At 37.3% G+C, this 15,831-nt stretch carries 9 protein-coding genes and 1 tRNA gene; all 10 read right to left on the minus strand.

Annotated features, from left to right (window positions below; all coding sequences use genetic code 11):
• Positions 1-17: 17 nt before the first annotated feature.
• The 10 genes from H6F47_RS04675 to H6F47_RS04720 all read right to left on the minus strand — a co-directional run bounded on the left by H6F47_RS04675 (position 18) and on the right by H6F47_RS04720 (position 15,620).
• The gene (locus H6F47_RS04675; protein ID WP_190647862.1) at positions 18-2,630 is read right to left on the minus strand and encodes a U32 family peptidase; all 2,613 of its coding nucleotides are present in this window, start codon (positions 2,628-2,630) and stop codon (positions 18-20) included.
• 149 nt (positions 2,631-2,779) lie between these two features.
• Positions 2,780-2,926 (minus strand): hypothetical protein, encoded by a 147-nt coding sequence (locus H6F47_RS04680; RefSeq protein ID WP_236104184.1) that lies wholly within the window; start codon positions 2,924-2,926, stop codon positions 2,780-2,782.
• Positions 2,927-2,983: 57 nt separating this feature from the next.
• Positions 2,984-3,541 carry a hypothetical protein gene (locus H6F47_RS04685; RefSeq protein ID WP_199291064.1) on the minus strand — a complete coding sequence of 186 codons (558 nt, stop codon included), beginning with the start codon at positions 3,539-3,541 and terminating at the stop codon, positions 2,984-2,986.
• A 376-nt stretch (positions 3,542-3,917) separates the two neighbouring features.
• Positions 3,918-3,991, minus strand: a tRNA-Met gene (locus H6F47_RS04690).
• Positions 3,992-4,251: 260 nt separating this feature from the next.
• The gene (locus H6F47_RS04695; protein WP_347237730.1) at positions 4,252-6,618 is read right to left on the minus strand and encodes a peptidoglycan DD-metalloendopeptidase family protein; all 2,367 of its coding nucleotides are present in this window, start codon (positions 6,616-6,618) and stop codon (positions 4,252-4,254) included.
• A gap of 810 nt (positions 6,619-7,428) precedes the next feature.
• Positions 7,429-7,890, minus strand: coding sequence for a tRNA (cytidine(34)-2'-O)-methyltransferase (locus tag H6F47_RS04700; RefSeq protein WP_096567441.1), 462 nt, complete (start codon positions 7,888-7,890; stop codon positions 7,429-7,431).
• Positions 7,891-8,200: 310 nt separating this feature from the next.
• On the minus strand, positions 8,201-9,343 hold the full coding sequence (gene gshA / locus H6F47_RS04705; RefSeq protein WP_137666312.1) for a glutamate--cysteine ligase: 1,143 nt from the start codon (positions 9,341-9,343) through the stop codon (positions 8,201-8,203).
• 146 nt (positions 9,344-9,489) lie between these two features.
• The gene (locus H6F47_RS04710; protein ID WP_199291066.1) at positions 9,490-10,338 is read right to left on the minus strand and encodes a hypothetical protein; all 849 of its coding nucleotides are present in this window, start codon (positions 10,336-10,338) and stop codon (positions 9,490-9,492) included.
• A complete protein-coding gene (locus tag H6F47_RS04715; protein ID WP_190347324.1) occupies positions 10,319-14,647 on the minus strand; it encodes an AAA domain-containing protein in 4,329 nt (1,442 codons plus the stop codon). Before H6F47_RS04715 ends, H6F47_RS04710 begins: the two co-directional genes overlap by 20 nt.
• A 55-nt stretch (positions 14,648-14,702) precedes the next feature.
• Positions 14,703-15,620, minus strand: a complete 918-nt coding sequence (locus H6F47_RS04720; RefSeq protein ID WP_096567444.1) for a histone deacetylase — start codon at positions 15,618-15,620, stop codon at positions 14,703-14,705.
• Positions 15,621-15,831: the final 211 nt, after the last annotated feature.

A 15,831-nucleotide genomic window follows, 5' to 3' on the forward strand; every position in this document is an offset into this window, starting at 1 on the left:
TTAGCTGTATAACAGCTTTAGGTCAAACCTAAAGCACCACGAGTCACACCTAATTGATTTTGTAAAAGTTGATTTTGTAACTTTAATGTTTTCCACAGTTCTGAACCTGTGATTTCTCCTTGGATAAGTTGTTGATAATAATGTATGGTTTCCTGTACTTGTGCTGGTGTTTCGTTGAGAAATTCAATTCTCAAATGTTGCAAACCCAAACCTATTAATTTTTGTACGTATTCTGCCCCAGTTTGAGCAGCACCATTGTATACTGTATTTCTACATCCTGCGTCTGCTGTAAGGATGTGTTCACTACCTACCCTATCTCTAATTTTGACCTCGTGTTTTTCGCATGGTCTACCACAGTTAGTGTAGTCTGTTCCTTCAGAAAGAAAGGCACAAAAAACGCAATGTTCCATGTGAAACATAGGAATATGTTGATGTATTGTCACCTCCAAAAATTGCGGTGCATAACTGGTAATTAAATCTACGAGTTGGTTAATATTTAAATCGTAGGATGCAGTTAACCTTTCTAAATTAAACCGCTTAATAAAATAATCTGCGGTGAGAGGATTAGCAACATTTAAGGAAAAATCCCCAATACATCTTTCCCCTGCAAAATATTCTAAATGGTCGTAATTTCTAATCAAATAACCATCTGCTTGGGAATCTTTAACCTGTTTTAAAATCCAATTTTCTCCCGGTTTAGTAATGCGGGGAGGTGCTACAAAAATACTGGGGACTGGGGAGTGGTGATTGGTGACTGGGTATTCTTTAAAGATTTTGACCGCTTCTCTATAATTGCGCGGATCTTCAAATTCACAGTATATTGTTTTAATATCTGCTCTTAATGCTGCTTTGAGTTGTTGAATATTTCTGACTAAAACAATCAAATTATTTTTACAATCTTCATCACAAAACCCATAACTCTCTTCAACCCTCTTTCCTTCGTGTCCTTCGCGTTCTTTGTGGTTCATTCCTCTGGAAATTATACTTAAATTTTGATTAATTAAATCCGTCCATTTTGCACTATGATTTAATTGCCAAAGTTTAGGTTTACTTCTTAACTCCTCTAATTTTTCTACTATTTCCCGACGCATTTTATTTAACTCACTCACGGGTAACATTGCATTACCAATAATCTGATTTTGCAAACTTGCTAAAAGAAAAGGTGTATTTCCTAAACGTCCAAATTGTTCCTTTAATTTTTCTGATGTTAAAGGTTTAGTATGTGCTTCCTGTAATAATATCTCTGATTTAACCTTGACAATATTACCAAGTTCATCATCAGCAATAGCTATTAATTTATCTCCCACTTCCCCATAGACATCTATATTAATAGGTTTGGTAAAGTTGGGATATTCACCTTCATAACTTTGACGAATTTGTTTATCTAATTCTGGGTCACTGGTTTTCCAAACTTTATCACCGATATTTATTTTATGTATGTTTAAATTATTTCTCCCAAAAGTTAAAATTACTTCTTTACCTTTGGGAATAACTTCATATATTCTTCCCCCTTCTTCTTTCGCTTCTGGGTGTCCACTATCAAACACTACCCCATCACCAGGTTTAACAGGTGCGGAAATTTTAACGGTTATTTGTTCATTTTTAATGCGAGTAACTTCTCCTAAATAAACACCGCGTTTTTTACCGAAGTTTGCATGAACCAATTCTTGATTATTTATTCCCTCAAACCAACCCGTATAAAGTCCGCGAGAAAAGGCCATTTCTAAATTATATTGGTCTTGAACTCTTGTTCCCCCTTCCCTTGTAGGGAAGGGGGTTAGGGGGTTAGGTCTTTCCGCTATTTTATCTAATCCTTTTCTATAAACTTGAGTCACATTAGCAACATATTCTGCTGTTTTTAATCGTCCTTCTATTTTTAAAGAAGTCACTCCAGTTTTTACTAATTCTGGTAAAACTTCTAAACCTGCTAAATCTTGCGGACTGAGTAAATATTTTCTATTACCTAAATCTACAAATTTTCCATCTGCAATTAAATGATATGGCATTCTACAAGCTTGAGCGCATTCACCCCTATTTGCGGAACGTCCTCCTAATGCTTCGCTCGTTAAACATTGTCCAGAATATGCGACGCACAAAGCACCATGAACGAATATTTCTAAGGGTAAAATAATATTTTTTTCAGATATTTGTTGTTGAATTTTATTGATTTCTTTAATTGAACATTCTCGCGCTAAAACTACCAATTGACATCCTAAAGATTTAGCAAATTCTACCCCCGCAGCACTGGTAATAGTCATCTGGGTTGATGCGTGAATGGGAAAGTCTGGGGAAAGATGACGAATTAAACGACAAATACCCACATCTTGCACAATAACAGCATCAACACCAGCAGAAATGATGTTTTTGAGGTATTGCTCTGCTTCTGTCAGTTCTGAGGGGAAAATTAGGGTGTTTAAGGTGATATAACCTTTGACTCCCCGTAGGTGTAGAAATTCCATTAATTCGGGTAAGTCTGCAATGGTGAAATTATCTGCTCTCATTCTGGCATTAAATTTCTCTAAACCAAAATAAATTGCATCTGCACCATTTTCGACTGCTGCAGTTGCACATTCCCAGTTACCCGCAGGTGCTAAGAGTTCGGGGAGTTTGATTTTTGTGGTGGTTGTCATTTTGCGTAGTTTGATTTTATTGTGAATTTATCGATTATATCTAAATTGGGGTATGGTTGGGGGTAGATGAAAATCCTCGGCTTCTTTTTTAATCATCTCAATAAATTATTAATCTATTTGATAATTCGGGGATCTGGATTTATCTAAGATTATAAAATTTGATGAATACTCTCAACGACTGGTTCAATAAAATCTACTGCATCACCAACCATCAATTCATCTATAGGCCAGCGATTTCCTAACCCAAAGGTAGGATCTATATCTGCTTCATGAGCAATTTTATTTCTACGATACACGATAGAATTTAATGAGAAATTAAATCCCGAACACGCTGAATACTAATCCGAAATTGATCAAGTGCTGACTGCATAACTCGATGATAAGGCAATAATTTTATCTGCTAAATTGAAAAACGTTGTTTTAAATTCTTGTTGCTTTCTTTGATTAGCTTCTAATACTCTACCATACTGTTTTAACTGTTCAGATGTTAAAGCATAAATAGATGTAGAATGTTCTTGAGATAGGGCAATTAGACTATTGAAATTAGATATTTTTGTCATGGTCAAATTAACATTCATTCCCTGTTCAGCATATACCTGATTAGGCAACAACAAATTATTTATTTCTAGAATTGGTTTTAACTTATGATTAACTGTATTTTCAATTTTTTCTATCCATATTTGAAATGCTGTGGTTTCTTTACCCCTAATAATTCTATAGTTTTGAACTATAGTTCCTAAAAATTTCAATCTAAATTCAGGAAATGGATAATTAGCTTCCTTTAATATGGGATTTTCACTGGCTTTTCTTGCCCAAGCACACCATTTTGGTAAAATTCTAGCTAGAGAATCTATAGCCATGACGGAAAAGAAATCGGCAGTTGTGGGAACTAAGAAAAAATCGCTAATCATTAATAAATTTTGATTGATAGATCCTAAACTGTGACTTTGCTGCAAGCATCCAACCTAAGTTAAAGGTAGTGGTAGTTTTGCTAACACCACCTTTATGATTAAATAAGGCGATTTTCTGAACCATTGTAATTATTTTGGTAAATGTCTCATTGGAAAATCTGTATTACTTAGTATAGCCTAAGTAAATTATTTCTAACTTAATACGCTCACAACATTTGTAATAATTGAACCCGTATCTATTTCTGTTATTAAACTAAATCAAAACACTATTAACTAGCACTGGTTAAACTATATCAATGCTAAAATAAAGCCTGAAAATCAGGTTTAATTTAGCAAATAACCAATTCTGGCTTGACTATATTTATTCTTTTAAAAATGGCTCAGGTCGGATTTGAACCAACGACCCCAGGCTTATGAGTCCCGTGCTCTAACCAACTGAGCTACTGAGCCAAACGTTTTATCAACATTAATTAATATAGCACACTATTTTGGCTGTGGCAATGACCAAAACAAATTTTTGCCAAATTTTTTCTTCCATATAGCCGTAGACAGAGTAGTTAGGACATCAATATAATAATGAACCTCTTACTACAAAACGGTTTTACTCCTGCCTCCTGCCTCCTGCCTCCTGCTATATTTCCAAAATAAAAGAGGGAGTCAAACTCCCTCCACAAACAAGACAATTACTAAATTAACCAGCAGCCAAGTATTTACAGGCGTGCCTGTGTCCGTGATGGCAAGAAAGCAATGGGGTTAACTGCGCCCTTACCTGCGGGGTGAACTTCAAAATGGATGTGGGATCCTGTGCTAAAACCAGTGCTACCCATCGCTGCAATGATTTGTCCTTGTTCCACTTCTTGACCTACTTGCACTAAAATCCGGCTGTTGTGAGCATAGCGGGTCAAGCTGCCATCAGCATGGCGGATATCAACCAAGAGTCCATAACCACCGTTGTTCCAACCTGCTCTTTCTACCCTACCGGCAGACGAGGCGTAAATTGGTGTACCCACGCCGTTAGCAATATCAATACCTCTGTGCATTCTACCCCAGCGCCAGCCATAGCCAGAGGTAAGCACACCCTTAGCAGGCCAAATATGCGCCGTGGAAGAGGAAGGCTCTGTAGTTTCTTCAACAGATTTGGGCAGATATAAATCTACTGCTGCCAAAGGTGGTAAAGCTGGGGATACTCTGGTTCCGCGCAAGTTACCCAAGGAGTCACTAGAGTTGACACCAGCGGTAGGTACGTTTAACCTAATGCTAGAAGAACTACCAGAGGAGTTACCAGGTAAAGCTGTTTGCCTTGATATGAATTGGGGGTTAATTGGCTCATTATTGGGTCGAGCCGCACTTACCAAGGGCTTAACCGGTTGTTGACTATAGCCTGGTTGTATCGGCTTGGGTACAGAAATTGATACCGCATTCAGTTGAGCATTAACTGGAAAATTTGTTTGATTATTGGCTTTCTCCACCACAACGGGGACTGGTGTATTTTCAGTTTCATCCACGTTAGCCACAGTTACACCAGACTTTTGAGCGCGGTATTTTTCCCTTAGTCTTTCAATTTCGGCTTGCAAGCTGCGGATACGCTCAGGACCTTTGAGCTTTGCTGTTTTTTGAGGTAGTTGTTGCTCTGTTTGTGTTTCTGTCGCAATATCCAGTTGTGAATTATCACCTCCCACTGCCAAGGAATTAGGAGCAGTGAATTCAGTTTCTGGGGTTGGCGGCAGTTGATTCCCAGCTAAAGGTACGGGAATAGCAACACTGCTGTTGTTCCTAGCGACTGGTGACTGTTTGACTACAGGTACGGGAATGGCAACACTGTTATTGTTGCTTTCCACTGGTGACTGTTTGACTACAGGTACGGGAATGGCAACACTGTTATTGTTGCTTTCCACTGGTGACTGTGGAATCAGAGGTAGATTAGCTTCTGGATCAGGTTTACTCAGCGGAGAAACAGCAAGTTTGGGATTGCTGCTAGGCCGGATGAAAGTAGGACTGATTGCTACAGTTGGCTGAGTATAACTGGTACGCTCTGCTTTAGCTGTGGGAATAATCAGTTTTTGACTGATTTGCAGCTGGTTGGGATCATCGAGATTATTAGCTTTGATGATATCGGAAACAGAAGTCCCGTAATTATCAGCAATCTCGGCTAATGTGTCTCCGGGTTTAACTTCGTAGGTTGTCGTTGCTAATTGCGCGACAACTGCGGGTGCGGGTGCAGGTGTCAATGCTTTCTGCACTGGCGCACTTGTTTGTTTATCCTGTTTTAACCTGGATATTAGGTCGGCTTGGTTAGCATCTATCACCTCTGACGACTGTACTGGCAAGCTGTTATCAGCTACAGTTGTTGGTTGTGCTACCTCAATACCAGCTTCTGAGAACTTATTTGTCTCATCAGGCCGCAACTGGGCAAGACTATTTCTTAAACGGTTGGATTTTTCCTGTAAGCGATTGAGTGCGAACTCTTGCTGCGCTTTTAGTTGTGCATTAACATCATTGCTAACTGGGTTTGCTGATTCTACTATTACGACTGGGGATAGAGAATCAGCAACACCCTGATTTTGAGAAAATTGCGATTCTGTCTGGGACAGTGGTTTTTCTGTTTGTAACCGAGATTGAACTGAGTTGTTATTCAATCCCTGCTCTACTTGGGGTTGCAAGTAGACAGCATTTTTGTTAGCTTCTGATGTTTGAATTTGTACAGCCATTTCCTTGGCTGCAACTGGCCATTTAGCTTCAAGCCCAGGCATTTGCGAAACTGCTGTTGGTTCCCCGACAATGACAGGATTTTCAGGCACGCTCGCTGAAGGGACGGCTTGGGACTCCAGCTTTGTGGCCGCAAATTTTATCTCAGTGTCAGAAGCAGCAGGAATTGTTGAGGCTGCTTTTTGACTGCCAACAGGCGCGGCTGCTTGGGCTTGATCGCTTTGTCGAGTCACCAAAAGGCTGGTTGCGCCCATTGAGATTGCCAAGCCAATCATCGCGGCTTGGGTTCCCGCCCGGCGGTTTGTTTTGTGAATTGTCTCATTTGACGGCTCGATCAGGACACCATCGCTGTTGGGAGTATTGTTTAACACAGCCTTTACTCTCTTTTTCAATGCTCGTTTCAAAGACGACCTCCTATGATCACGCTTCGCTTAACTGATCTTGATTTTTCTGTTGGATATTAATCCATAATTTGAGATCACATCAAACGATAGATCAAGATCACATTTACCAGAGATACTTAGGCAAGATTAACCTGCTTCTCTGATTTAGACAAGTTCACACTTGTTAGTCAACCTTAAGATTTTTGCGTTGAATTGTCTGTTTTCACTCCTCACAAAACCCAGGATTTTTCGCTCTTGACAGTTATGCCTGATGCTCATGCTTTCAAAGCGGGGACTGGACAAATCTGATAGCTTTGATCCCGTTCACTATCGCTGTTAGCATTTGCTCTGCTGCAACTTTGAAAAAAACGATGTTCCTGCTGTAGATATTTTCTAAGTTTTTTTATCTAATCAGTCTTATCAACAGGAGACTTTACGGCTTTTATTTCCTAAAAAACAACCGTACAAATCCGCCGCAGTTTCTGATATGGTCGATTGTATTTCATAATACAAATAGCTAAGATGCTTGACAGTAAATGCTTTGATGATTTTACCTCTGACAGAGATAAAATTTCAATTCACTAAAATCTATCATTGTCTCTTGGTTTGGAATCAAAGTTTCTATACAAATTTCTTATATGACTATCTTTGGACTCAGCAATTTTTTTTATCTAGGTTGATTTAGTATATAAATGTTGCTACATCTAAATCTTGTTTTAGTAATAATACTTAAACAGTTAAGTGGAGAATTTGCTTCTTTCCTAACTGATTCAGTCTTTATAAGTAAAACCTAGCTAACTATTGTAGATACCCTAACTGTCGTCGGCATTCAAACAAGCCAATAGCCACACTTACGGATAGATTCAAGCTGCGAACGCCGGGTTCGTGCATGGGTATGTAGAGGGTAGAGTGACAGACATTGAGAACATCTGGCGGTAAACCTGTGGTTTCACTGCCAAACAATAACCAATCATCGGTTTGATACTGGTAGTTAATATAGTTAAAACTGCCACGAACGCTAAACCCTAACAATCTGCCTCCACGCTGTTGATGGATGATTTGGAATGCTTCTGGAGATTCGTGATAGTGCAGTTTGACGTAAGGCCAGTAATCTAAACCTGCTCTTTTGAGGTAGCGATCGCTAATTTCAAACCCTAATGGACCCACCAAATGCAATTCTGTCCCTGTAGCGGCACAAGTACGGGCAATATTGCCTGTATTTGGAGGAATTTGCGGGTTAACTAAAACTACCTGGGGCATAAGACAAGTCAAAAGTTAAAAGTTAAAAGTCAAAATCCAGTAGAAACCAAGGAAGGCACTGGGGTTTATGAGTATATCAGAGAAAATATACCTAAAAACACATATAGACGATATATAGGTTTTGTTAATAGGCATTAACCACTAGGGACACATTAGATTTTTAAAACAAATAAGGTCAAGGAGGCAGGAGTTATTAATTTTGGATTTTGGATTTTGGATTTTGGATTATTTTTGTCAAATCCAATCTAAAGTCTAAAATTTTTTCCCAGTACCCAGTACCCAGTACCCAGTCCCCAGTCCCCAGTCCCCACTAAGCCATGACAGAGGAACAAAATAATTTGCTTTCTAGTTCTTGTTCCCGTTCTTGGGTGGCAATGATGGCTTGTTTAATGACTTGCTGGGCATCGACACCAAGTTTGTGTAACTGTAACCATTGTTGGGCTTCGTTGCCTTCACGGAGAATTTTCTGTAAGGGAGACAGGAAACAACCGAAGCCTTGTTGTTTGGCTATGCCCCAAACTTCTTGATATAGCTGGTTAATCCAATCTCTGGCGAGTATGGTACTACCATCTTGCCAATGTTGCAATTGGGCATCAAGACTGGATGTGGCTGCTGCCATTTCATTTTTAGCGGTTATATTAATTAGTTCTTCAGGTGAGAAACTGCTTTGGGTTAAGGGGTCAATATTGGGGTTGTCAATGATTTGCAATAACCGCGCTTCTAATAAGGCTGTAATTGCTAATAAGAAAATAGGATCTGTGACTAAATCACAAATTCGCAATTCTAAGCGATTTAAATCATAAGGACGGCGATCGCCATTTGGTCTAACTGATGTCCACAAATGTCGGACATTTTGCATTGTTCTAGCTTTTAACTGTGCTTCCACCCATTGAATATGATGGTCATGACTGGCAAATAGAGGTACATGACTGGGAGTTTGGGGGAAGAGTCCCCAACGGGTAGAATGATAACCTGTGGCTTTACCATCTAAAAATGGTGATGAGGCGCTTAGGGCAAGGAAAAGTGGCGCTTCTATACGGATAATCCGACAGGCACGCATTAATATTTCTGGATCGGGAATGCCAATATTAATATGTACGCTGGCGGTGACAACTTTTGTCCCGTAGGTTTGCTCAATGTAGTCATGATAAGGGTTAGTGAGGTCAGAACGGTAAAAGCGATCGCTTCTTCCCAAGGACAGGGTACTCCCTGGTATCAATGTGTAATTGTTTAACCGCTGCAAATATTTCCGTAACTGCTGACGTGGGCGCAATAAACCACACAATTGATTTTCGTAACTGGTGGAAGCTTTAGTGATGTATTCTACGTTGCGGCTATCTGGCTCTCGCATAAATCCCTGTAAATCCGCAACAATTTGGTCGGAGAGACCAACTATTTCACCTTGAGGTGTGCCAGTATACATCTCAATTTCAAAGCCTTTCGTTAAGACCACTTTATTTTGCTCCTTGGCTCTCCTAATTTTGATAAATTGTATCAAATTTAACGATTTTTTGCATCTGGTGATTGGGGATTGGGGATTGGTGATTGGTGATTGGGTAGTAATTTATAATTACGAATTACTTATTACCTATTACCCAATTATGAATTACTCATTATTTTTGCTCTTGCAGAATTGATTGTTGCATCAGATAAATCACATAATGCTGCTAAGGAAATTCTGCCTTCATTTAATAAGGAAGTTACCCTAGTTGATGCTGCTTCTGATATGCGCTTACCGCTACGAATTTGAATTTTAAATTTGTCAGCTATACCATCGAAAATCACCAAAAGAGATATATTTTTCCAAATAATTTGTGTAGGTTGAATCACCTTAAAAGCAGTGACTATTTTTCCTGCTTCTGGTACATGAAATGTTAATCCTGAGTTTTGAATAATCTGCTGTATTCTTTCCAAAGGTAAAATAGAGATATCAATATTTATATGTTCTATTTTCACCAAGTTGGCTAAATCAGGTAATTTCATAGAGACATCATTATTTAAATCTTCGTTTTTACAGGTAAGTTTACCTTCTAAAAAATCGGTAACTGCATAAATTTCCACTGTATAAGCCGGCAGTGGTACTGTACCTTTTTCATAAAATAATTGTCCTTCTGGGGTAACGGTAATAGGTGATTTCAATGCCAAAGTTTGTAATGATTGAAGTGTGGAAATTGTACTGTGAACAAATACAGGATCAAGTCCCAGGATAGATGCTAATTCATCTCCTGTTGGTGGGGGTTCAAATTCCAGTCCAGCACGGATGATAAACTCTTCCATGACATTAAATGGACGTGGTTCTTTAACTGTTAATTCTAAGGTATTTTTACGCAAACTATAGCGAAATTGACGGGCTGCAAAAACTGATAATTGGGGATTTTCTGTTTCAATTTCGGTGACTATATTTTTGAGATGCGGATCAATATTTCTATCAACAGAACCAGGAAACATCAATAAAACCTCCATGACGAGTGGCGAGATTTGCTACTTCTGAATACATTCGACCAACTTTACCAGAGTTGCTGGTAAATAAATCGTGACAACCAACAATTACTAATAATTCTTGAGCGCGAGAAAAAGCGACGTTTACCCTTTCTGGTTTTTTAGCAAATCCCACATCTCCTAAAGGATTATTCCGCACCATACTCACAATTACAACTGGTCTTTCCATACCTTGAAATCTATCAACTGTACCTGTTCTAATGTGCAAGGATGGAAAAAGTTCCGGTTGTAAACGTTCATCTATTTTTCGCAGTTGAGCGCCATAAAATGTAATAACTGCTATTTCTTTTTTAGGTTCACCATTAGCAACTCTAGAACGCCAAGCATTTTCAAAATCTTGACAGATTTTTTCAATGACATCTACTTCTTGGGGATTAAAAAATGATGTTCCTAATTTTTCTTCTGCAAATTCATCTTCTCTAGGCGTTGTCACCCACAGTAAATGATGTTCTGGTTTAATGATTTCACCTGCTAAATTATGGGCGCGTTTGCTATCTGGTTCTAAAATGCCACATTCTAATTTACCATCATAAAACTGATTGATTGCTCCCATAATATTGGGGTGCATTCGATATTGGGTATTGAGCATTTGTTTAATGCTATTATCGGCATTTTCAAACTGAAATTTAAATAAGGATTCTTCGAGAAATCCCATTTCTTCTCTAGAATGTCCCATTGTTTCTGCGACTTCTTCTATTGTGTCAATTTCTAGCATTGGTGGTAGTTGTCGGTGATCTCCTACCATGACTAATTTTTTGGCTTTCAATGCGGGGATAACTAATTCTGGAGGTGTACATTTACTTACTTCATCAATAATGACAACATCAAAATATTTAAATTCTTCCGAGAAGTTGTAATTTGCAGCTTGCACGCAGGTGATACCAACGACGTTAGCGTTATCTAAATAAATTTGTCTTAAATCGTTACTATCTCTTTCTGAAGGTTGACGTAGTTTGGTAATCCAATCTTGGACAAAGTTTTGATATTTCCGCAAATAATCTTCTTCATTTTGTAGTTGTTGTTGCCAAAGATCAAATTGTTGTTTTATCTGCTGCAAAAATTCCAAATTCAAGAAATCTGTTTCTGTGGTTTTGGGCTGAGGTTTAAATTGATCGGGTATTTGTTGCCAAGTCATCTCGCAGCAATTTTTTTCTATGATTAAATCATTGGAGATATGGGATTTTAATTTTTCTTCTATTTCATTTAATTTAATTTTTGCTTTTTCAAGTTTTTGTAAAGAGTTTTTGCTGGTTTTATTTATTTTTACTAGTTCCTCTTTTAAAGATTCTTGAATATTCTCGAATACTGAGAAAGCATCTAAGGAGGAATTTAAATCATCCAGATGAGTTATGCAAGTTTCCCAAAGCTGCACTTGTTTCTCAAATTCCTGATGCTGTTCCCAAATATTTGCTTGTTTTGCTAAATATTGTTGTGTGAGATTTCGTAATTTTACAGGTAGCTGTGGTTGTTTATTCAGCTGTTCCAAAATTTTTACAACTCTTTCCAGCAGTAAATTAGCATCTTGACTGGCTTTTTCTACCTGAGTTTGAGTTGCTAATATTTGTTCTTGGGTAATTTGATTATTTGGAGGTTGATTTAACTGTTGTTGTTTGTGCAAATTATTAAGTTGTTGCTCTGCTTCTGTTTTTAATTTGAGAACACATTGACGAGCATTAGCAAGAATTGTATCTAATAATTCTTGGGTAATTCTAGCTAAAGTAGAATCCAGGTTATTTAATTCATAAGATGCACTGTAGGTTTGTTGCAGTTGAATTAAAAAACTCTGGGCATTTTCAACTAATAATTGACGTTGTTTTGTAGTGAGTAATTGATACTTTTGAAACTGTTGATATGTTGCTTGCCATTTTTGGCGATCGCTCTTTTCCAAGAATAAGAGAATTTGACTAAAATTTTGCTGCATAAAATAGCTAAAATTATGCTTTTTACCCCTTCTGTCACTAAAATTACCATCAATTTCATAAGACAATGCTTTGATTAGTAATTCCCATTCTGGTAATTTAATTTGGTAATTCTTTGGTAAGATTGGCAAGTTTAAGTTTTTAGCAAACATCAATAAACCCAGTGGTAAATGCAGCATTTCTTCAGTCAATAATAAATCAGATTGCTGGCAATTTTTCAAAACTTGGTAAAGATGGGAATACGCTGTAGTTTTCCACTCTTTAACTGCTGCGATAATATAATCAATTTCTCGTTTACGGTTTTCCCAATTTTGAATGGTTGGTTGTAGCTTGTGATCCTGATTAATAGACTTTTGATACTCTGTTTGTAACTGATGTAAATAGGCTGATTTTTTTTGGAAACCCTGTACTAATTTTGCTAAGTCTGACATAGCGATAGTTGCATCATAAGCATAGGTGAATGTTGATTGAAATCCGGCAATTTCCTTGGCTATAGTTTCCCGCAACCAGACAGCTAAACCGAATGCACCACGCACAGGACAAATAACCCCCAGTTCATCGGTATACTTAATAGCTTGATTGACTTTTTCCCGAAAATCTCCTACTAGATTATTTTCTAATATATAAGGTTGCAAACGGGGTAAAAAATCTTTAATTTCTGGATCATCCCAATTGATATTTTGTGGTTTATTGATAATATCTTTCACCCCATTAATTAAAGATTCAATTTCATTTTTATGCTCAAGCAATTCATGATAGACAGTTTCTTGAGTTCTGTAAACATTCTCTAACTTTATCTTTTCATCTTTTAATTTCTTTTGTTTATGATTGACTTTTTCCACTAATTTTAAGTAATCTGTAAATCTTTTCGATGTTGTTAATAGCTGCTGAAGAATTTGTATATTTTCTCTGTGTTGATTGAGATTATTTTCACAGTCATTAGCAGTATTTTCTAACCATCTGTTAATTACTTGGTCTTCTAAAAATCCTTGTCCTTCTTCTCCAACTTTTTCAGCTTTTCCTTTTCTGACAGCGCGGATAACTGGGTTGTGAACTAAGCGACTTAAAGCATTATCAACTGCTAAATTAGCTTGGGAAGTAATTAATGTGCGACCACCACGCAAAGCTATTTGATAGCAAATTTCGGCAATTACAGTCGTTTTACCTGTTCCTGGTGGACCTTGAATCAAAACTAAATCTTCTGCGGCTATTACCTTTTCTACAGATGCTTTTTGACCTGAATTTGCAGCAGATAATAACAAATCTTGTGGTTTTAGTTTAACAGTTTTTTGAATAGGTCTGGCTTGGGAAGCGTCAAATAAGAAATCTCCTAAATATGGGTTTTGTGTCCGTCCTTGTTTTAATTGTTCTAATGCTTTTTCTTTACGCTTAATTTGTTTAATATCACCAGCAGCATCAAAAAATAAGTATCCTTTTGTTGGTATTTGATAATTTTCCGATGCTATATATTCTACTAATTCCCGCTCAAGCCTGATGTAAATAAGATTATTTCTGTGGTCAATTTTTTCAATATTTCCTAATTGACGACTAGTGCGACGAGTTATTTCAGTAGGTACAGAATCAGAAAATTTGATATCTTGATTTTTTGCCTGTTTTACCCGTTCCCAAAAGTTTTCTACATCTAAATAATTCTCTTCATCACCATCAAGGGTGGCTGAGTTAATATCAATTTTTAAGGCGATTTCTTTTTGTTGGCAGTCATATTCGGAGTGGAAAAATTTGACACAAAATTGTCTGGCTTTAGCAATACGTTCTTCAATTTTCAAAAAAGCTTTCCATGCTTGTAGTTGGTCTTCGGTGGGTATATGATTACCGCATATTGGCATTTTATTTATTTGTGCCAATCTCTTGGGAGAAATATTTATAGGCTCATAATAATTAGGAACTAACTGCAATGGTAATGGTAAAGCATAAGCGTCAATTCTTCCTCTTGATAGTGGTAATAAATAAACTGAGAGAATTTTTAAACCACCAGTACCATTTTTTTTCACTGCGGCTCTCAATCCTAAAGTTTTATTTAGTTCTTTCAATCTTTTGGGTAGTTGAAACTCACTGTCATCTGTAGCAATGGTTAAATCCCAAATTTCTTCTCCTGTATCTTTTCCCTTACCTTGACGGCGAAGATAAAATAGGCAAGTTTTTTTACCTATACATTCAAAAATCAATTCATGAGCGCGTTCTTTTTTTTCTCGAAAGTTGGAATATGATGTAACTGCTTGTTGTCCTTCAAAGCTACGAATTAAGTTATCAATTGTGGAATTTAATAAGCTATAGCCAAAGGTTTCTGAATTGTTTATTTTCACTAATTTCTGTTGCATGGATGTCCTGATTGTTTTTGATTTCACACCAAGAGGAATAAGGTTAGATATAGTTTTAAAGATGAAACTGGTGATAAACCTGACTGGCGGCTCGATGTAATAAAGAATGTCTCCAAACAAGAGATTTAATATCATCTGCATAACCACCGCCAATAACACAAGCTACTGGATAACCAGCACTAACGCAGGTGGTTAAAACCTGCATTTCTCGTCGAAAAATTCCAGTGTCTGTGAGAGATAATTTTCCTAGTTTATCATCTATATGGGTGTCGACTCCAGCGTCATACAATACTATATCTGGCTTAATTTCTGTTAGCAAGTCTGGTAGGTAATTAGCTAGGGTTTGTAAATAAGCATCGTCTTCCATTCCTAGTGGTAATGGTACATCTAAATCACTTGTTTGTTTGGTGCTAGGGAAGTTAATTTCGCAGTGCATGGAAAATGTAAAAACGCTGTGATCATTTTCAAATATAAACGCTGTTCCATCTCCTTGATGTACGTCTAAGTCAACAATTAACATCTTTTTAGCAAGTCCTAATTTTTGTAAAACGCGAGTAGCAATTGCTAAATCATTAAAAATACAAAAACCAGATCCATAATTAGGAAAAGCGTGATGTGTTCCACCAGCAGTATTACAAGCTAAACCTTGGTTTAATGCTAATTTAGCCGTTAATATTGTTCCACCTACTGCTACACAGGTACGATTTACTAAAGCTGGACTCCAAGGTAAACCAATGCGTCTTTGTGCTTTTGCTTCTAATGTTCCTTCGCAGTAAGCTTGTACATAACTTTTGGTGTGGACTAATTCTATTAATTCTTGCGGTGGACATTCAGGAGTGTGAAACTGTTCTGGATATGCTACCCTGTCAGCTAACAGCAATTCATACAGTTGTCTAAATTTCGACATGGGGAAGCGATGTCCAAGCGGCAGAGGTGCAATATAATCTTGATGGTAAATAATTGGTAGATCCATTACTTAGGTGAAGTACACCAATAAATTTTGAGGTTAACTACTACTGATACTGAGGATTAAGTCTCAAAAATCAGTCTCCAGCTAGATTGTCATCAGAAAACAATTAATTTATTTGTGTTTTTCAAAGTAATAAAAGTCACCTTTTTTTAGGTAGAAATCGGATTTTAGTAAACATATCATCAATTACTTATCATTGCTATAATGTATCACA

It is taken from the genome of Sphaerospermopsis sp. FACHB-1094, from assembly GCF_014696195.1.
GTDB lineage: Bacteria > Cyanobacteriota > Cyanobacteriia > Cyanobacteriales > Nostocaceae > Sphaerospermopsis > Sphaerospermopsis kisseleviana.